This window comes from Acidiphilium rubrum, assembly GCF_900156265.1.
GTDB classification, from domain to species: Bacteria; Pseudomonadota; Alphaproteobacteria; order Acetobacterales; family Acetobacteraceae; genus Acidiphilium; species Acidiphilium rubrum.
The window spans coordinates 1-19193 of record NZ_FTNE01000003.1; the positions used below are offsets into that span (position 1 = coordinate 1).

Here is a 19193-nt window from a genome sequence, read left to right on the forward strand (position 1 = left end):
AAGGAAATCAGCACCCAAATCGCAGCCTCCGCCCACGCGATCCTGGTCTGCGACGGTGCTGGCTGGCACCAGCCAGGCGAACGCCTGATCGTGCCCGACAACATGACCCTGATACCACTGCCGCCCTACGCCCCCGAACTCAATCCAATGGAAAATGTCTGGGATTATCTGCGCGGAAACAAGCTGAGCAGTCTCGTCTGGAACAGCTATCAGGACATGCGCAATGCAGCCAAAAACGCTTGGAACTTCCTCGTCAGCGATCCTGCAAAAATTACCTCAATCGGGACTAGAGATTGGGCACAGGTTACGCGTTAGGGCGGTTGGTATTAAACGTTGAAACTGGAGCGAAGATCAGAGTTTTATGTGCAAAGGCCAGACGCACGAAAAATCTTTTGTTGATTTCCTAGAGTTACCACGGTCGACGTCCGGAGACCGAGTGCCGGTCAGTGACTTCGCGGGCGAATAACTTGAGCGCCTGAGCCAGCACCGCCGCGCTGTTTTCCCCGTATGAGGGGCTTATGCTGGAAGGGGACAAACCAATCTCGATAACGGCAACGGCTGTGTCAGGCGCAGCAACACAAGCGTAGCAAAGTTCAGCATTCGGCGAATTTGTCGCAACCCCTGAACCGGGTGTAGTTTTGGACGTGATTGAACCCCACGAATTGCCTCCGGGATGATGCGACACCGATGGACATTCATGGACAGCAACAAAATGGCGGATGGGGTGGGATTCGAACCCACGGAACGCTTTCACGTTCGGCGGTTTTCAAGACCGCTACCTTAAACCGCTCGGTCACCCATCCAGCGGTACTGCAGCCACCGATGTAACCTGCCCATCGTCTGCACTCAAGGCCGCGCGCTTGCATTGCCTGACGCCGTGAAGCGCCTATACTGGGTGCTCGCGTCAAACGAGTTTCGCCCTGAAAGTCCAAGCCTATGGCCGATGCCCTGGTGTCCACCGACAATCTGTTTCTCCGCGATGTCGCGGCGTTGCGTTCGAGCGCGCAGGGCTTTCTTGCCGCGCGGCCGCGTGCGCCCCAGGCTGCCGCCACGATCGCCCTGCTGCAAACCGCCCTGACCATCGAGATCGTCTGCGTCTGGCGCTACACCATGATGTCGGTCTCCGCTCGCGGCCTGCGTGAAGAACGGGTCGGTTTCGAGTTCCAGGAACAAGCGAACGACGAGCGCAAGCACACGCGGATGGTGGCCGAACGGATCGAGCAACTCGGCGGCGTGCCGGATTTCCAACCCAAGGGCCTGATGTCCGGCCTGGCGATGGATTACAACGCCGATTTCGACGGCATGATCGCCCAGAACCTCAAGGCCGAGCAGTCGGTTGTCGAATACTACACAGACCTGATCAACCATTTTCAGGATTCCGACCCGCAGACCACCGCGATGCTCGAAATCATCCTGCAGGACGAGGAAGATCACGCGACCGATATGCAGGACCTTCTCGCGTAACCAACTCATGGCGTGCACGAAACGAGTTATGTGATACCAATCACAGAAGCTCCGACATGAAATTACTATGGATACCTGGACGGCGACACGATCGCCCTTCACCCGAAAGGTATCCATCATGTACAACCAATATCGTCACATCGTCCTCGCCGAACCCAAAGCAACCCCGGTCAGACCGATCGGTTCAATCGATCATGAATTGGCCAGCTTCACCGCGCCAGCCAAACCTTCGAAACTCCGCGAAATCGCCTCAAACGTAGCACCGGCCATGCCGTTCGTGGTCGCCATCGTGATGATCGCAGGCTTCGCTCTCGCGGCCTATCCGCTCATCGTCCACGATCTGCCGGTCTTCCTCGCCCAAAGCCCGCTCGGCTGATCACGCCACCGGCGAGATCGACGATACCAGCCCCGCTAGCCGGGCGCGATCGAGAATGGTGATCCGCCCTGGCGACAGGGCGATCAGCCCCTGCATCTCGAGGTCGCGCAACCGCCGGTTCACCGTCTCGCGCGCCGACCCGACCACGCGGCCCAGCGCGCTCTGCGTGATATCGATCCGCGCCAGACCCCGCTCGTCATAGCGGCGCAACAAATACATGATCAATCGCTGATTGACGTCCTGAAACACCATCGAATCGAGTTGCGCGATCGTGGCGCGCAGCCGGGCGCAAATGATTTCCACCACCCGGTGCGCGAAGCCGCTGTCCTGCTCCATCAGCCGCAGCGTCGCCGCGCGTTCGATCACCAGCAGCCGGCCGTTGGTCACCGCAACCGCATCGGCACTGCGGGATTTGCCGTCGAACAGGGCAATCTCGCCGAACACCGCGCCCTGGGTCAGCACGTTCAGCACCTGGTCCTGGCCATCCTCGCTCGGCAGCAGAATCCGCACCTCGCCGGCCAGAATTGCCATCATCGAGACGCCGGGATCCCCGCGCTGGAATAGCGTTTCGCCGGCGCGCATCGCCCGCTCATACGCACAGCCGAACAACGCATCGAGATCGTCCGGGCGAAACGGCGCAAACAATGGTATCCGCCCCAGCAACTGCCGGCCGTCGCGGATCACCATGTCAAACCGAGCCTGCGCAAACCGTCATCACGTCATATCAGTAACGAAAACGCGAACGGATCGCAACGTCGGGGCGTACAGGCGCACGGAAAAGGAAGCACTGCTTTTTTGTAAAAAAGCAGCAAAAAACTTTCTTTAATTTGGTGCACGGGCGTTTTCGTAAGCACAGACCCAGACAAATAAAAGTTTTTTGCTTCTTTTTTACAAAAAAGAAGCACTTCCCCTCCTTTCTTTCCTTACAGCAAATCCTCCATCAGAATCGGCGTCTTGCGCACCCGCACACCTGTGGCGTGGTAGACCGCATTCGCAATCGCCGCCGGCATGCCGACAATCCCGACCTCGCCGACCGCCTTGGTGCCGATCGCGTTCACGACGCTATCGTGCTCATCGAGCATCTCCACCACCACCTCGCCGACATCCGCGTTCGCCGCGAAATGATACGACGCCAGATCGGTATTGGCGAAACGCCCGCGCGCCCGGTCGATCTGCGATTCTTCGAGCAGTGCCGAACTCGCGCCCCAGATCATGCCGCCCATCAGATTGCTGCGCGCCGTCCGCGGGTTGATGATCCGCCCGCAGGCAAACACGCCCACCATGCGCGCCACCCGGATGGTGCGCAGCAGCGGATCGATCCGCACCTCGGCAAACTGCGCGCCGAACGAAAACGACACATGCGTCCCACCAACCGGCCCGGCAAACGCCATGCCGCCGGCCAGGCCCTGCTGCATCGTCTTGTCGTCCATATCGGTCGGTTTCCAGTCGGCATGCTCCTCGATCACGCCGCCCGGCAAGCCGCCGATGATATCGCTGATCGCCCGGCGAGACCCATCAGGCAGCACGACGTGCCGATCCGCGAGCGTCATCTTTGAACGATCCTGCCCGGCCGCAACCGTCGCGAACAGGCGTTCGCGCACCGCGCGTGCGGCCATATGCACCGCCGAACCGGCCGAGCCCGTGGTGATCGAACCACCCGAAACCGGGCCGGAGGGATGCCGGCTATGCCCCATCTCGACCGTGACAAGCTCATCCGGCACGCCCAGCACATCCGCCGCCACCTGGCCGAGCACGGTGTAGGCGCCGGTGCCGACATCATGCGCGGCGCAATACACCACGCACGAGCCATCGGCCGAAAGCCGCACCCGCGCCGAGGATGGCGCCATCGCCGAAGGATAGGTCGCGGTCGCGCAGCCGTACCCGATCAATGTGCCATCCGCCGCGACCATCGAACCGGGCTTGGGGTTACGATCGCTCCAGCCGAACAGCGCGGCACCGCGCCGGTAGCATTCCACCAGCAACCGGCTGCTCCACGGCAGCCCGCTCACCGGATCGCGCGCCGGTTCGTTCATGATGCGCAGTTCGACGGGGTCGATCCCGAGCGCGACGGCAAGCTCGTCCATCGCACTCTCGAAGCCAAAGAAGCTCGGCGCCTCGGCCGGTGCGCGCATGAAACCGGGTGAATTCACATCGGTCGCAACGGTTGCCGCGCGCATGCGGATATTCGGCGAGGCATACATTTTCGAGGTCGCCTCCATGCCCGCAAACGCGACATGGTCGATCACCGCGCTCTGGCCGACCTCGTCATGCATCACCGCGGTCAGCTTGCCCTGCCGCGTCGCCGCCAGCCGCACCCGGCTGCGCGCGGCCGGGCGGAAACTGCCCACCGTGAAACCTGCCTCGCGCGGCACCACCAGCTTCACCGGCCGGCCCAACCGCCGGGCTGCCATCGCCACCAGCACGACATGCGGCAGGATCGACGCCTTGGCCCCGAACGCCCCGCCGACATACGGGCTTTCCACATGCACATCCTCGATCGGGATGCCGAACACCTTGGCGAGCCCTGCGCGCGTGCCCATCACCCATTGGCTCGGCAGGTTGATCAGTAATTTGCCGTCCTGCCAGGCGGCCGAGGCGGCGTAGAGTTCAATCGGGTTGTGATGCTGCGCCGGCGTTACATACGTTGCATCCACCTTGACCTCGGCCGCCGCGAACGCTGCCTCGGCGTCACCGACATCGATACCGCTATCGGCTGGTTCCTCGGTCAGCCCGGCATCGTCCATCGATGCCGAAGCCGCCTCGCGCGCGTAATCGATCGCGACCAGCCGCGCCGCTTCCTCCGCCGCCTCCAACGTATCAGCGATCGTCAGCGACACGATCTGCCCGGCGTAGTGGATTTCATCGGAGGTGAGCGGCAGGAACGAGGACTGCATGTGCCCGCCCTTCATCACGAAAGTCTCGTCACCGAGGCTCTCGTTCAGGCTGCGATGGGTCAGCACCATCCGTACCCCGGCAACCGCTTCGGCCGCCGCGGTGTCGAGCCGGCTGATCCGCCCGCGCGCCACCTTGCTCAGCGTCAGCGCCGCATAGGCGGTATTTTCATGCGGAAAATCGGCTGCGTATTGTGCCACGCCAAGTACCTTGGCCATCGCATCGCGGCGCACCACCGGCACACCGATGCCGCCATTACCCATATTGATATCCATGATCAGTGCTTTCCTTTCGCGACCATGGCGGCCCGCGCCACCGTGCGCGCCCCCAGATCGATCTTGAATCCGTTGTGCCGCAACGCCTTGGCATCGGCGAACGCTGCCCTGCCCGCTTCCAGCGCCACCGCCTGGTTCAGCACCTGGCCGACCAGCGCCGCCTCGGCCGCCGGGGCGCGCCACGGCTTGCTCGCAACGCCACCGAGCGAAACCCGCGCGGCGGTGACCCGATCACCATCCAACTCCAACGCGACCGCGGCCGATGTCACCGCATAGGCGTAGCTCTGCCGGTCGCGCACTTTCACATAGGTCGAATGCCGTCCCGCCGGTGTCGCCTGCACCAGAATCGCGGTCACGATCTCGCCCGGCTGCAAAATGCTCTCGCGCGCCGGATCATCGCCATAGGCCACGTGAAAATCCGCGAACTTCACGGTCTTGGTGCCTGCGGCCGAGCTGATCTCGATGCTGGTATCGAACGCCGCCAGCGCGGTTCCCCAATCGCCCGGATAGGTCGCCACACACCGGTCGGAGGCGCCGAACAGAGCCATCTCGCGATCTTCGCCATCCAGCGCCGTACAACCCGAGCCGGGCACGCGCTTGTTGCAGTCGGACACACCGTCGCGGAAATAAACGCAGCGTGTCCGCTGCAACAAATTGCCGCCCAAAGTCGCCGCGTTGCGGATCTGCTGCGAGGCGGCCAATTGCAAACTCTCGACCAGCGCCGGGTAGTTCTGTTTCAGAAACGGCAGCTCCGCCACATCCGCCATCCGCGCCAGCGCGCCGAATCGCAGCACCGGGCCATCCAGCTCAACCTTGGCCAGGCCCGGCAGATGACCGATGTCGATCACGTGCTCGGCCCCTGTGAGATCGCCACGCATCAAATCGACCAGCGTGGTGCCGCCGGCCATGATCGCGGCGTGGCTCTGCGCCGCCTCGCTCATCGCCTGCTCCAGCGACGTCGCACGGCTGTATAGAAACGGGCGCATCAGGCAGCCTCCGCCATGGTCGAACCCGCAACTTCGCGCACCGCCGCAACGATGTTCGGATAGGCCGCACAGCGGCACAGATTGCCGGACATATATTCGCGGATCTCGTCATCCGAACCCGCATGACCCTCCGCCACGCAGGCCACCGCCGACATGATCTGCCCCGGCGTGCAATAGCCGCACTGCAACGCATCGTGTGCCACAAACGCCGCCTGCATTGGGTGCGGCGCACCATCGGCGCCCGCCAGACCCTCGATCGTGGTGATCGCCGAACCCGCCGCCGCCGCCGCCAGCATCAGGCACGACAACTGCCGCCGGCCATCGATATGCACGGTGCACGCGCCGCAGGTGCCGTGGTTGCAGCCGACCTTGGTGCCGGTGAGGCCCAGATGCTCGCGCAGCGCATCGAGCAGCGTCGTGCGCGGATCGAGCTGGATGTCGTGATCCGCGCCGTTTACCGTCAATGTCACCCGCATGCGCGGACCCGTCGCTTCGCTACCCATCGTTTCAATGCCACTCATGAGCCAATGCCCCCTATCGCCAGATATTTGATTTCCAGATAATCCTCGATCCCGTATTTCGAGCCCTCGCGCCCCAGGCCGGAGGATTTCACGCCCCCGAACGGCGCCACCTCGGTCGAAATCAAGCCCTCGTTGATGCCGACGATGCCGTACTCCAGCGCCTCCGCCACGCGGAAAATCCGCCCGACGTCGCGCGCATAGAAGTAACTCGCGAGGCCGAACTCGGTGTCGTTCGCCATCGCCACCGCCTCGTCCTCGGTCTTGAACCGGAACAGCGGCGCCACCGGCCCGAATGTTTCCTCGCGGAAAATCAACGCCGCGCGCGGTACATCCGCCAGCACGGTCGGCTCGAAGAATAGCCCGCCCATCGCATGCGGTTTGCCGCCGGTCACCACGCGCGCGCCGTGCTTCAACGCATCCGCGATATGCTCCTCGACCTTCTCGACCGCCGCGCGGTTGATCAACGGCCCCTGGGTGACACCCTCATCCATCCCGTTGCCGACCTTCAACGCCTCGACGGCGATTTTCAGTTTCGCGGCGAACGCATCGAACACGCCGTCCTGCACCAGCAAACGATTGGCGCACACACAGGTCTGCCCGGCATTGCGGAATTTCGAATCGATCGCGCCCTTCACCGCCGCATCCAGATCGGCATCGTCGAACACGATGAACGGCGCATTGCCGCCCAACTCCATCGAGGTCTTCTTCACCGTCGGCGCGCATTGCGCCAGCAACTTGGCACCCACCCCAGTGCTGCCGGTAAAGCTCAGCTTGCGCACCAGCGGGTTGGCGGTCAATTCCCCGCCGATCGGCCCGGACGGGCCGGTGATTACATTGCACACGCCCGGCGGCATGCCGGCACGCTCGGCCAAAACGCCCAGCGCCAGAGCCGAAAACGGCGTCTGGCTCGCCGGCCGGATCACGCCGGTGCACCCCGCCGCCCAGCCCGGCCCGGCCTTGCGCGTGATCATCGCGGCGGGAAAATTCCACGGCGTGATCGCGGCAAACACGCCGATCGGCTGCTTCTGCACGATGATCCGGCGCCCCTTGGCATTTTCCGGAATCGTATCGCCATAAATCCGCTTGGCCTCCTCACCGAACCACTCGATGAACCCGGCGGCATACGCGATCTCGCCCTTGGACTCCGCCAGCGGCTTGCCCTGCTCCGCCGTCATGATCACGGCCAGATCGTCCTGATTTGCCATCATCAGGTCGAACAATCTGCGCAAAATCCTGGCACGCTCCTTGGCCAGCATTCCCCGCCAACCCGCAAGCGCCGCATCCGCCGCCACAATCGCCCGCCGCGTCTCCGCCGCGCCCATCGCCGGAACCCGGCCGACCAGCGCACCGGTCGCCGGATTCAAAATCTCGATCGTCGCCCCATCATCCGCCCCCACCCACTTGCCGCCAATCAAATTGGCCTCACGCAGCAAGGTCGGGTCACTCAATTTCAGCTTGCTCGGCTGGTCCAGCATGGCATCCTCCACTTCACTGCGGCATCACATAGGGATGCCTCGGTGGAATCAGAACCCGCCAGATGTAAAACAATGCGGTCGGGGTGATCGGGGGAGGAAGTGAGGGAAGGTCTTCTTTTTTGGGAAAAAAGAAGCAAAAAACTTTTGGCCCTCTGGGTTCGCGGCGGTTTTAGCGGCTTGGGCCAGGGATGTCGTGACCGCATTTGGGCGGGTTATTGCGTCGCTGACGAACTCCATGAGTCGAGCAAGCCGCGTATCTTCATTTTAGTCATGCCGCCTGCAAATGGCGGTCCGATGCCGTTACCGGAACGAAGACGCGCAGGATCGGGTCAGTGATATGCGAACTGCTTGAATTATGGCACCGCCGCATCGGTCAAAAATTTGATCACGAAATCAATACCCCCATCAATAACGCTTGGCGCGGCCCATAAGATTTAAGAGCGATCGCTTGACCTGTCACCGCGGTCGCCATGATAACTTCATCTGCGTCATTCTGGACCGATCGTAGTGCGGGTGCGACTCGATTTCCTTGATATCGGATTCTGAGACAGGATAGCCTTGATGAGTTCCCCTGAAATACGTCGTCTTAACAAATCGAAGGCCCTCGATTATCGGACCATCCGTCTTGATGCGCTCAAGCGCTCTCCGGACGCTTTCGGATCGACCTATGAAATAGAGGCGGCTCGAATGATTGAAGAGTTCGAACAAAGATTGACTGATACAGTTGTTTTCGGTGCGTATTTAGGGTCCACAATCGTTGGAATGGCTGGATTTATAAGACAGGTTGGACAAAACATTATCACAAAGCAGTCCTTTGGGGCATGTATGTTCAACCCGAATTTCGTGGTAACGGTATTGGAAGTGCGATTATTAGCGAACTTATTTTATTTTCTAAAACGATGGTTGAACAAATCACTTTGACCGTGGTGAAGGACAATGAATCAGCAGTTGCGCTTTATCGGAAGTTTGGTTTTCAGGTCTATGGGACTGAGCCACGAGCATTGAAAAGCCCATCCGGTTACGTAGACGAAATTCTAATGATAAAATTTTTAAATAATTAATATAGAATTGAATTATAGGTGAAAAATAATTGCGCGTTGATTATGTCGCGCAAAATTCACGCTCAATAAGGTCATTTACTTTTATCCGTAGAACCCTATTTCTTGACCATTGCAAAATCGCGTGCCCGGATACGGTCAGTGACCATCACCGAAAAGAGCACGTCGGTAGCACGGATATGGTGGTGAGCCCTTCCGTACCCAACCGCTCTCACCAGGCTTCAACCTTCTCGTCTTCCGCTAAATTCGCCTCCAAATCCTTGGCAACACGGCGGCATTTGGCGCGCTTGGCGTCGGTTCGTTCGATGTCTTGCGGCGGCTACGTCTGCTATATTGTTTCGTATTCGTAATGAAATAGCTGTGGTGGGGCGGTGGGCTCGGTGTGGGTTGATATTTGTCGGTCCCGGTCCTCCGATGTTTCCGGAACCCAAGCGGTGACCCAGGCGGTGGGAGGGACGCTGGGCGGCGCGGCGGGCGGGGGTTCGGGTTCGTGGTGCGCGGGTTCGGGTTGGGTTGGTTGGGGGATGGCGAGGATGGCCGGGCGTTCGATGCCGAGGGCTTCGAACAGGGGGCGGAGGATGCGGCCGATGGCGGGGTTGGTTTCGATCAGCTCGGCCATCGTGGGATCGGCGAGCAGGTCGTGGAGTTGCTGGGCGGGGTAGGTGACGGCGGCGGGCATGTCGTGCGTGCCGGGGAAGACGCGGGGCAGCCAGCCGAAGCCATCCGGCAGGGATGGGCGTTTGGCGCGGTTGGGCTTGGCTGGCGTGAGGCGCTTCCGGCTTGAGGTGGGGCCGCGCAGGACAGCGCGCGCGAAGCGGGCGGCGATGCCGGTGAGGCGTTGCCAGATGGCGATGATTTTGGCCCCCGGAAGGTGTTGCGCGTGGCCCTGGTTGACGGCGATTTCGGCCAGCATCGCCATGATGAGGGCGAAGCGGTCGAGCAGTGAGATCGTCAGAGGGGTTGGGTTGGTGCGCACCAGGGGAGCTAAGCATGGTGGGCGGGGGGTGAGAAAGGGTTTTGTTAGGGGTTACGTTAGAATCTTGGGTTTGAGCGGTGGCCGGGCTGGATCGCCGCGCTGCGCTCGCGATGACGTGTTGGGGTCCTGGCTGGGCATCGGCGGTTCCAACAGCAACAGCCCAGATTAACAAAGTTTTTTTTGCTTCTTTTTTGTTCACAAAAAAGAAGACTCTTCCTTCCGCGTCTGTCTTGCTTGTGTTCAGTCCGTATAACAGCCTGAAGTCGGCCTCACCGCGCCAGTGCCACCAGCGTCGTCTGCGGTGGCATGCCGGGCTGGACCGTGGGCCAGCGGGTTGCCGGATTGGCGAAGCTTGCGTTCGGTGTGGCGCCGGGGTGCCGGGCGACGGTGAATATCGTGTGTCCCAGCGGGCCGAACGCTGCCGCGCCGATCGCGCCACCGATCGGGGCGAGGTAGAGTTCGGTCAGCGCGTATCGGTCGTAGCCTGTAACGTCCATCACGAACAATCCATCGGCGGTGTCGCTGACCGCGCCGCCTTGGTCGGTGCCGACGTACAGGCGGTTGGCCGGACCGAAATTCAGGGAATAGGGCGCGCGCAACCAGGCTTGCGATCCTGCACCGTAGCGGGCCGAGGGGTCGGTGGTGGGGTCGCCGCCGAGCAGCGCGACCTCGCCGGTGAAGCGCGAGGCGGCGAGATCGCCGCCGGTTGGCCGGAGCGCCAGAATATGGCCGCCGCCGTTGCCGGCGCGTGGATTGAGCGCGTCAACCTGGTTCACGCCGCGACCCGGATTGCCGGAGCACGCGAGGTAAACCGTCCGGTCCGGCCCGATCGCGAGGCCGGCCGGCGCATCGAACCGCGCGCCGTGCCGCCCGGCGGAGAGTGTTGCGGTGATGCTGGGCAGCCCCTCCGGCAGGTCGTGCCAGACGATCGATGTGCCTTCGATCGTCGCCACGGACAGCGTGCCGGCGTCGAGTGCGGCGCTGCCGTCGCCGATCGGTGCTGCGCCTTTGAAGCGGAACAGGCGGCCGATCGGCGCGTCCTCGGTCATGAAGACCACGGCCGAGCCATCGGCTGCGATGCCTGCCGCCACGCCGGCGCGCGGCATTCGGCCCAGCGCGGTGCGTTTGGCGGGGAACGAGGTCGGGCTCAGCGCATCGAGTTCGACCACCCAGCCGAAGCCGGCGCCGACGGTGGGCGCCGCGAAGCCTGCGGTGCGGCCGGCCAGACGGGTGACCCAGGTATCGGTCCGGCCTTCGGGCAGCAGCACGGTGTTCCACGGCGTGACGCAGCCGAGTCCCGGTGCCAGCACGCCTTGCACGCTCGCGCCGATTGTGCTCGCCGCCGGCCCGGTGATCGTGCAGAGCGTGCCATCGGTGATCCGGCGGGACTGATAGCCGCCGTCCACCACCACCCAGCGGCCGCCGCGCTGCGACAAATTCAGCACCGATGCGCCCTGGAGCTTGCCGGCAATCCGTGGCTGATCGCGCCCGCCGGGGAACACCATGCGCGGCGATACATCCGGGTGGCTGACCACCATGACGAGCCGCGCGATGCCGTCCTCGGCCTGCGGCGGTGTGACGATGCCGGCGATGATGCCATCCCAGCCGAATTGGCGCGCGGCCTCGGCTTCGGTCAGGCGGTTCGGGGTGAACGGCGGCGCGTTGGCCAGGACCGGATCACCCCAGCGGATGATCACGTCCCGGCGCAATCCTTCCGCCACCACATCGTTCAATTGCGGCGATTCGGGGTCGGCACCTTGCAGCAGGGGCGATATGGTTTGCGCCCAGGCGCGGGCCGGCACCGCCAAGGGTGCCAGCGCCACGCCCGCCATCAGGCTACGCCGCGTCGCCATGGCTCAGAACCCCGACAATCCGCTGTTGCCGCTGGCACCGCCGATATCGCTCTGGCCGCCGCTGCCGAACCCGCCGGCGCCGGTGCCGCCGAGCGGATTATAGTGCCCGACGCCGCCGACCAGCTGCTGGAACAGGCTCGCGTGGCCGCCCGGGGCGGGGGTGTGGCCGCTTGCCATCGCCACGTTGACGGCCGCTTTCTTGCCGACGTCGTGGATCGATTGGAGCACGCCGGCATTATTGAAGGTGAGTTTGACGACTTTTTGTTTCAGGACACCCTGGGTCTGGCCGATCCGCCGCTTGGTGACCTGGCTGACGTAGAGCCATTGATTCCGGTCGAACGTTTCATGCAGGGTCGGCGAGCCGAGCAGCGCGGTTGCATCGGCTTCGGTCGAGACGCCGGGGGTCAGCTGTTTGATCGCGTGGGCCGAAACGTCGTTGCCGCGATAATGCGGTGCCGCCGAAAATATCGCACATCCGCCGAGCGCCGGCAGCAGCAGCAGGGGCAACAGACGGTGGAGCTTGATGGCTGGTTTGCGCACGCGGCTCGATCCTTACGATAGAAACGTTGGTGATATCAGGCTGTGCGGCCTGATGGCGGTGCCGCCGGCCGCATGCCCATGATCGCCGGTTCTATGGGCGAGCTTCCCGCTTCGCGCAAGATGCGACATGATCGCGCCATGACCGACACGCCAGACCCTATTCTGTCCCATAGTTTCGACCTGTCGCGAGTCGCCGATGTGCGGCGTCGCGATCCGGCGACCGAGATCAGCATCACCGCGACCGAAGCGCAATGCGCCGCGATCGCCGCCGGCTTTGGCGTGCCGGGGATTGCGGCGCTCAGCGGCAGTTTCGCGCTCCGCCGCGCGCCGGATGGGCTGGTGCACGCGACACTGACGCTGCGCGCAAGGGTTACCCAGACCTGCGTTGTTACCATCGAGCCGTTCGAACAGGATGTTGCGGAACGGGCAGAGCTGATTTTGCTCACCGAAGCGCAGGCCGCGGCGCGGCGCGATGCGGGCGCGGACGAAGCAATCGACCCCGACGCGCCGGATGATATTATCGCCACCGGCACCATCATCGATCTGGGTGCGATTCTCACCGAGCAACTCGCCCTCGCGCTCGACCCGTATCCCCGCAAGCCCGATGCGGCGATTCCGGCTGATTTTGCACCCCAGCGCGAAAGCAAGTTCAGCGCCCTCGCGCAGCTGCGCGATATTGCGAATGCTGCCGGAAAGCCGCGCCCGGAATGAGGCGCGGCGCTTGCCGGGTTGGAGTGCCTCTGCTAGACGGCGTGGTCTTGAACCACCCCCATCACGGGGCGGTCGCGCATTGCTGCGCCGCCGATACATGAGATACGAGAGTTGATATGGCCGTACCCAAGCGTAAAACCAGCCCGTCCCGCAAAGGCATGCGCCGGAGCCATCAGGCCCTGGTGATCCAGCCGCACGCCGAGTGCAGCAATTGCGGCGAACTGAAGCGCCCGCATCACGTCTGCGGCCATTGCGGCCATTACGACGGTCGGGAAGTCGTTGCCGCCGGCAAGGACATCAAGGGCACGGTCCGGGTCTGATCTTCCATTGATCGCGCCACCAAAGCCGCCGCGCCAGGCGCGATCATGACATCCGAAGCCAACCAACCTGTCGCAGCGGCACCGCAAGCTGGCCGTGCGGAGGGTGTTGATGCGGCCGACGCCTCGGGCGTTCTGGCGGTTGACGCCATGGGCGGCGATCATGCGCCGGATGTCATTATCGCGGGACTCGATATTGCGGCCGAGCGCCATCCCAAGGCGATCTTTCATGTGTTCGGCGACGCTGCGCTGATCGAGCCGCTGGTGCGCGCCTCGAAGCGGCTGGCGGCCCGGGTTGTCGTGCACGGGACCTCCGAAATCATTGCGGATGATCTGAAACCCACCGCCGCGCTGCGCCTGCGCGACGCCTCGATGCGCCGGGCGATCGATGCGGTCGCCAGCGGGGAGGCCGCCGGCATCATTTCGGCCGGCAACACCGGGGCCATGCTCGCGCTCGCCAAAATCGTGATCAAGACCATGGCGGGCATCGATCGTCCGGCGATGGCCGCCATCGGCCCGTCCGCCAAGGGCGATGTCGTGATGCTCGACCTGGGTGCCAACATGGTCTGTGACGCCCGCAACCTGGTTGAATTCGCGGTTATGGGCGAAATGTTCGCCCGCACCGTGCTCGGCCTGCCGAAACCCACCATCGGCCTGCTCAACGTCGGCTCGGAGGAGATGAAGGGCGACGAGACGCTGAAACGCGCCGCCGAAGCCCTGCGCGCCGGCCCGATCGGGCCGCAATTCCACGGCTTCGTCGAAGGGCATGATATCGCGGGCGGCACCGTCGATGTTGTCGTTACCGATGGTTTTACCGGCAATGTCGCGCTGAAAACCGGCGAGGGTGCGCTTCGCCTGGTCGGCGATTTGCTCAAGCGCGTCTTTACCGCGAGCCTCGCCGCCAAACTCGCCTATCTGTTGGCCAAACCCGGCCTCAACCGCCTGCGCGAATGGCTCGATCCGCGCCGCTACAACGGTGCGGTTCTGCTCGGCCTCAACGGCGTTGTGGTCAAATCGCACGGCGGCACCGATGCCGAAGGCTTTGCCCATGCCGTCGACGTTGCCATGGACATGATCGTGAACCGCTTCAACGAACGCATCAAGGACGGTTTGGGCCAGCACGACAACCGCGACGCTTTGGTCGCCGATGCCGCGCCGCGAATCGCCCCCCTCCCCGCCCCGCCGATCGCCTCTGCCGGATGACCAAGCCGCACACCACGCTGGATGGCGTCGGCGGGTATCTGCCGGAACGCATCGTCACCAATGACGACCTCGCCACCCGCATCGATACTTCGGACGCGTGGATTCGCGAACGCACCGGCATCACCATGCGGCATATCGCGGGACCGCACGAAACCGCCACGTTCATGGGCGAACAGGCCGCCCGGCGCGCGCTGACCCGCGCCGGTGCGACGGCCGAGGACGTCGATGCCATCATTGTCGCGACCGCGACACCCGACCAGGGCTTCCCGGCCACCGCCGTCAGCATTCAGCACGCGCTCGGTGTAACCGGTGGTTTCGCGTTCGATATTTCGGCGGCGTGCTCGGGCTTCGTTTACGCGCTCGCGGTGGCGGATGCGATGATCCGCGCCGGGCAGTGCCGCGGCGTTCTGATCATTGGCACCGAAGTCTACTCCCGCATCCTCAACTGGCAGGACCGCGGCACCTGCGTGCTGTTCGGCGATGGCGCGGGTGCGGCGTTTCTACGCGCCAACACAAACGGTGCGGATCGCGGCGTGATTTCCACGCATATCCATGCCGATGGCCGCTACGGCGATATTCTGTATATCGACGGCGCCACCGGCCAGACCGCCAAACCCCAGCATCTGGTCATGAACGGCCGCGAAGTGTTTCGCCACGCTGTGCCAAAACTCGCCGGTGCGGTCGATGAGGCGCTCAAGGCCAACAACCTCAGTCACACCGATATCGATTGGCTGGTGCCGCATCAGGCGAACCGGCGCATCATCGATGCCATGGGCAAACGCCTGAACCTCGGGCCGGACCAGGTTGTCGTCACCGTCGATCGCCACGCCAATACCTCGGCCGCCTCGATCCCGCTGGCGCTGGACGATGCCATCACCGACGGCCGCATCAAACCCGGCCATCTCGTGCTGATCGAGGCGCTCGGCGGCGGGCTGACCTGGGGCTCCGCGCTGATCCGGATGTGATCGGGCAGCTCGGCGGAGTGGGAGCGCTGGACACCCGATCTGGCTCACCAACCGAGACACCGCCGCCTGTCCCAATCAGTGCGAAATCGTATTTTTTCTTTGATTTCCAGCGACTTTGGTAGGGAGGCCGACATTTCGGTTGACCCGGTTGGCTTTCTTGCTAATCTTGTTTCATGGGCACATTAACGCGCGCGGGTCTGGCGGAATCGATTTATGCAGCGGTCGGTCTGTCGCGCAACGAGAGTGCGGCGTTATTGGAATCGGTGTTGGACCGGATGAAGACGGCGCTGGCCGAGGGTGATTCCATTAAAATCAGTGGCTTCGGCACCTTCTCGGTCCGCCAGAAGGGCCGGCGGATTGGCCGCAACCCCAAAACCGGGGATGAGGTGCCGATCCTGCCGCGCCGGGTCCTGATTTTCCGGGCGAGCCAGATCCTGCGCGAGGCCGTCGATCATGGCGTGCCGGATGGGGCCGTGCGGTCTTGAACGGCGAGACCGGCCCGATGCTGGCCGAAAATGACGAGTCCCGCGGCCGTACCCGCAAATCGGCCGATGCCTACCGCACGATCAGCGAGGTCGCGGATGAGTTGCACGTCCCTCAGCACGTCCTGCGCTTCTGGGAAACGAAATTCCCCCGCATCAAACCCCTGAAACGCGGCGGCGGCCGCCGCTACTATCGGCCGGATGATGTCGTGCTGCTCCGCCGCATCGCGAATTTGCTTTACATTCAAGGCTATACGATCAAGGGCGTCCAACGCCTCCTCAAGGAAGGCGGCGGCGCCCTGCACGACGAAATCCCGCCCGCCTCTGAGGAAGAGCGCGCCGCCGCCGCCGCCGAACGCGCCCAGACGTCCGTCCTCGCCGCCAGCACGCCGCCGCGCGCCGATGTCCCGGAATTGCCGATCCACCACACACCGCCCGCACAAGCCACAACGCCAGCACGGCCCCAAGCCCTCACGACCGACCTCGAGTCGATGCTCGCCCGCAGCCACCACATCAACACCATCCTGCGCACGACACTCCAAACCACCCTCGCCGAACTCGAACACCTCCGCGCCCGCCTGACCGGCTGATGCCGGACATGGGTGGGGTGGCTTTCGGGCAAGCAAGGCCAGGGGCTCTGCCCCTGGACCCCGTTAAAGGCGGAGTCTTTAAAATCCATTAGTTTTAGGCAAGGGGAGGGCGACACAGGCCAGATCGACGGAACCACCGAGGCAGCGCCCTCCCCTTGCCTAAAACTAGCGGGTTCTAAGGGCTCCGCCCTTAGTGGGGGTCGAGGGGGCAAAGCCCCCCGCCTTGCTTGCCCGAAAGCCACCCCACCCTCGGCCTGTGCATCGCCGGGGTGGTGGGGGTTTGCCCTTGGGTGATCTACTTGCTAAGGACCGTGTCGTCGGAGCGTAGCGCAGCCTGGTAGCGCATCAGTCTGGGGGACTGGGGGTCGTGGGTTCGAATCCCGCCGCTCCGACCATTCAAACCCCTCTATATTTCCCGATGGTCTGGCGCATGAACGCGAAGCTCAGCGCGTAGAAGAATGCGCGTTGTGAAGCATCGGCGCCGGCGCCGTGGCCGCCTTCGGCTTGTTCGTAATAGATTGTGTCGTATCCCATCGATTGCAGTTTTGCCGCCATCTTCCGGGCGTGACCGGGGTGGACCCGGTCGTCGCGGCGGGTGGTGTTGATGAAGGCGGGCGGGTAGGTCTGGCCGGCCTGCACGAGCTGGTAGGCCGAAATTTCGTGCAGGAACGCCCAATCTTCGGCGATGTCGGGATCGCCGTATTCGGCGATCCAGGAGTGGCCGGCGAGGAGTTTGGTGTAGCGCCGCATATCGAGCAGCGGCACCGCGCAGATGATGGCGCCGAATGCTGCGGGATGGCGGGTCAGCATGTTGCCGACCAGCAACCCGCCGTTGCTGCCGCCAGAGCCCAGGATGCGGGCTGGGGTCGAAAGTCCGCGGGTCACCAGGTCGGCGGCGACCGCGGCGAAATCATCCTGTGCGATTTTCTTGCCGGCGCGAATGCCGGCCTTGTGCCAGTCCGGCCCGAATTCGCCGCCGCCGCGGATGTTCGCGAGCACGAATGCGCCGCCGGTGCGGCACCACAGCGCGCCTTGGGTGGCGAGGTAATAGGGGGTCAGCGAAACCTCGAACCCGCCGTAGCCGTAGAGGTAGGTTGGAAATCCGCCGGCCGGCGGACCACCTTCGGGGGCGACGAAAAAATAGGGGATTGCCGTGCCATCGGTTGCGGTTGCCTCGTACTGGCGGACCGTGAGGCCGGTTGCGTCGAATTGCGCGGGGAGTTGTTTCAGCAGCGCCGGTGCTTGGTGCGGGCTGCCGAGCATCAGTTGATCGGGCGTCAGGAAGCCGCTGACGTTGAACAGGAGCGCGTCGGACTCGTAATCATCGGCCGATAATTCCCGCACCGAAATCGCGCTGTTCGCCGGCACGCCCGGCACGGGCTGCACGGACCAGCCGGTTGCGGCGTCGGCGAATTCGATCACGCTCGCCACATTGTCCAGCACGGTCAGGACCACGCCGGATTTCAGATTGACCCAGCTTTCGAGCGCGCGCTTCGGCGTCGGCGTGAAGACTGGTGTGAAATCGCGGGAACCGGCGATGAATTCATCGATCCCGATGGTCAGCAGGCTGCCGGGCGGGAATCCGGCGAGCATCGAGCGCGGCCGCACCAGCAACCGCCCGTGCCCGATATCCACATCCGCATCTTCGGGCAGATCGAGCCGCACGCGGTCACCGCCGATCGGCTGATAGAAACACTGGTTGCGATAGAACGCGATTGACCGTGTGAACCACAAGAACCGGTGCGCCGGATCGTGGCTGCACGAGCCCGACGCCGCCATATCGCCGGCTTCGACCTCGAACACGATTGGTGCGTCCTCGATCGCGGTGCCGCGCCGCCATTGCCGGACGGTGCGCGCGTAGCCCGAGGACGTCACGTCCCCGCCATAGGCCGAACCGAGCAGCACGGTATCGGCATCGACCCACGAGACCGCGGTTTTGGCGACCGGCACGATGAACCCATCCGCCACGAAGCGCCGGCTCACCATGTCGAATTCGCGAACCACCCCGGCATCCGAGCCGCCGGGCGAGAGGCTGATCAGCGCGCGCTCATGGCCCGGCGGCAGGGTTTGCGCGCCGTGCCAGACCCAGCTTTCGCCCTCGCTGGCGCACAGCGCATCGAGGTCGAGCAGCACATCCCAATCGGGCGAATCACTGCGATAATCGGCCAGCGTCGTCCGCCGCCACACACCGCGCTGATGCGCCGCATCGGTCCAGAAATTATAGACGAACCCGCCGCGCTGCACGATTGCGGGGATGCGCGCATCGGAATTGAATTGCGCGGTCAGAACCGCCTTGTCGGCCTCGAACCCGGCATCGCACAAGCGGGCGACGCTCGCCCGGTTTTGTGCTTCGACCCATTCGATCGCCCGATCGCCTTCGATCTCCTCAAGCCAGAGGAATTCGTCGGTCTGCGTATCGATATCGTTCATGCCGTGCTCCGCGGGGTGAAAGCCTTACCCGCGAATAGAGCGCGCCCGGCCGGTGAAGTCCACCGTCCGGGCGCGTCAG

General features: G+C 63.6%; 20 protein-coding genes and 2 tRNA genes. 12 read left to right on the forward strand and 10 right to left on the reverse strand.

Annotated elements, in window-relative coordinates; genetic code table 11:
* The coding region (locus tag BW994_RS02885; protein ID WP_175612080.1) for a transposase at positions 1-315 on the forward strand (315 nt) is incomplete at its 5' end.
* Positions 316-713: 398 nt separating this feature from the next.
* Here BW994_RS02885 and BW994_RS02890 read toward each other — a convergent pair.
* Positions 714-803 (reverse strand) — tRNA-Ser (locus tag BW994_RS02890).
* Between the two features lie 133 nt (positions 804-936).
* Between BW994_RS02890 and BW994_RS02895 the strand changes: the two genes are divergently transcribed.
* Both BW994_RS02895 and BW994_RS02900 read left to right on the forward strand, forming a co-directional pair.
* A complete protein-coding gene (locus tag BW994_RS02895) occupies positions 937-1464 on the forward strand; it encodes a ferritin-like domain-containing protein (RefSeq protein ID WP_029311531.1) in 528 nt (175 codons plus the stop codon).
* A 118-nt stretch (positions 1465-1582) separates the two neighbouring features.
* On the forward strand, positions 1583-1840 hold the full coding sequence (locus tag BW994_RS02900; RefSeq protein WP_029311532.1) for a hypothetical protein: 258 nt from the start codon (positions 1583-1585) through the stop codon (positions 1838-1840).
* On the opposite strand, the gene BW994_RS02905 is transcribed toward BW994_RS02900, so the two are convergent.
* The 5 genes from BW994_RS02905 to BW994_RS02925 form a co-directional block, all read right to left on the reverse strand.
* The gene (locus tag BW994_RS02905; protein WP_245594095.1) at positions 1841-2527 is read right to left on the reverse strand and encodes a Crp/Fnr family transcriptional regulator; all 687 of its coding nucleotides are present in this window, start codon (positions 2525-2527) and stop codon (positions 1841-1843) included.
* Between the two features lie 236 nt (positions 2528-2763).
* The gene (locus BW994_RS02910; RefSeq protein WP_029311534.1) at positions 2764-5007 is read right to left on the reverse strand and encodes a xanthine dehydrogenase family protein molybdopterin-binding subunit; all 2244 of its coding nucleotides are present in this window, start codon (positions 5005-5007) and stop codon (positions 2764-2766) included.
* Between the two features lie 2 nt (positions 5008-5009).
* Complete coding sequence (locus tag BW994_RS02915) at positions 5010-5993, reverse strand: FAD binding domain-containing protein (protein ID WP_029311535.1); 984 nt, start codon at positions 5991-5993, stop codon at positions 5010-5012.
* Positions 5993-6514: a (2Fe-2S)-binding protein gene (locus BW994_RS02920; RefSeq protein ID WP_245594096.1), complete on the reverse strand. Its 522-nt coding sequence runs from the start codon at positions 6512-6514 to the stop codon at positions 5993-5995. Before BW994_RS02920 ends, BW994_RS02915 begins: the two co-directional genes overlap by 1 nt.
* Positions 6511-7989, reverse strand: a complete 1479-nt coding sequence (locus tag BW994_RS02925; RefSeq protein WP_029311537.1) for an NAD-dependent succinate-semialdehyde dehydrogenase — start codon at positions 7987-7989, stop codon at positions 6511-6513. Before BW994_RS02925 ends, BW994_RS02920 begins: the two co-directional genes overlap by 4 nt.
* 561 nt (positions 7990-8550) lie before the next feature.
* On the opposite strand from BW994_RS02925, the gene BW994_RS02930 reads away from it, so the two are divergent.
* Both BW994_RS02930 and BW994_RS20505 read left to right on the forward strand, forming a co-directional pair.
* Entirely contained in the window at positions 8551-8910 is a 360-nt protein-coding gene (locus BW994_RS02930) for a hypothetical protein (protein WP_211252773.1), read from the forward strand.
* A complete protein-coding gene (locus tag BW994_RS20505; RefSeq protein WP_211252771.1) occupies positions 8811-9050 on the forward strand; it encodes a GNAT family N-acetyltransferase in 240 nt (79 codons plus the stop codon). The genes BW994_RS02930 and BW994_RS20505 overlap by 100 nt, the downstream gene beginning before the upstream one ends.
* Positions 9051-9375: 325 nt before the next feature.
* Here the strand turns inward: BW994_RS20505 and BW994_RS02935 are convergent, their stop codons facing one another.
* From BW994_RS02935 to BW994_RS02945, 3 genes are all read right to left on the reverse strand, one after another.
* Positions 9376-10023, reverse strand: a complete 648-nt coding sequence (locus BW994_RS02935; RefSeq protein ID WP_051657290.1) for a hypothetical protein — start codon at positions 10021-10023, stop codon at positions 9376-9378.
* Positions 10024-10292: 269 nt separating this feature from the next.
* On the reverse strand, positions 10293-11876 hold the full coding sequence (locus BW994_RS02940) for a PhoX family protein (protein WP_029311539.1): 1584 nt from the start codon (positions 11874-11876) through the stop codon (positions 10293-10295).
* Between the two features lie 3 nt (positions 11877-11879).
* The gene (locus tag BW994_RS02945) at positions 11880-12416 is read right to left on the reverse strand and encodes an outer membrane protein assembly factor BamE (protein ID WP_029311540.1); all 537 of its coding nucleotides are present in this window, start codon (positions 12414-12416) and stop codon (positions 11880-11882) included.
* Positions 12417-12554: 138 nt separating this feature from the next.
* Between BW994_RS02945 and BW994_RS02950 the strand changes: the two genes are divergently transcribed.
* The 7 genes from BW994_RS02950 to BW994_RS02980 all read left to right on the forward strand — a co-directional run bounded on the left by BW994_RS02950 (position 12555) and on the right by BW994_RS02980 (position 17079).
* Positions 12555-13127 (forward strand): DUF177 domain-containing protein, encoded by a 573-nt coding sequence (locus tag BW994_RS02950; protein WP_162176792.1) that lies wholly within the window; start codon positions 12555-12557, stop codon positions 13125-13127.
* Between the two features lie 116 nt (positions 13128-13243).
* On the forward strand, positions 13244-13447 hold the full coding sequence (gene rpmF / locus BW994_RS02955) for a 50S ribosomal protein L32 (protein ID WP_029311542.1): 204 nt from the start codon (positions 13244-13246) through the stop codon (positions 13445-13447).
* A gap of 147 nt (positions 13448-13594) precedes the next feature.
* Positions 13595-14647, forward strand: a complete 1053-nt coding sequence (gene plsX / locus BW994_RS02960; protein WP_035228700.1) for a phosphate acyltransferase PlsX — start codon at positions 13595-13597, stop codon at positions 14645-14647.
* The gene (locus BW994_RS02965) at positions 14644-15612 is read left to right on the forward strand and encodes a beta-ketoacyl-ACP synthase III (protein ID WP_029311544.1); all 969 of its coding nucleotides are present in this window, start codon (positions 14644-14646) and stop codon (positions 15610-15612) included. Before plsX ends, BW994_RS02965 begins: the two co-directional genes overlap by 4 nt.
* 173 nt (positions 15613-15785) lie before the next feature.
* Entirely contained in the window at positions 15786-16097 is a 312-nt protein-coding gene (locus BW994_RS02970) for an integration host factor subunit alpha (protein ID WP_029311545.1), read from the forward strand.
* Positions 16094-16684: a MerR family transcriptional regulator gene (locus tag BW994_RS02975; protein ID WP_456303717.1), complete on the forward strand. Its 591-nt coding sequence runs from the start codon at positions 16094-16096 to the stop codon at positions 16682-16684. The genes BW994_RS02970 and BW994_RS02975 overlap by 4 nt, the downstream gene beginning before the upstream one ends.
* 318 nt (positions 16685-17002) lie before the next feature.
* Positions 17003-17079: transfer RNA gene (locus BW994_RS02980), tRNA-Pro, on the forward strand.
* Position 17080: 1 nt separating this feature from the next.
* Here BW994_RS02980 and BW994_RS02985 read toward each other — a convergent pair.
* Entirely contained in the window at positions 17081-19114 is a 2034-nt protein-coding gene (locus tag BW994_RS02985; protein ID WP_029311547.1) for a prolyl oligopeptidase family serine peptidase, read from the reverse strand.
* Positions 19115-19193 lie beyond the last annotated feature (79 nt).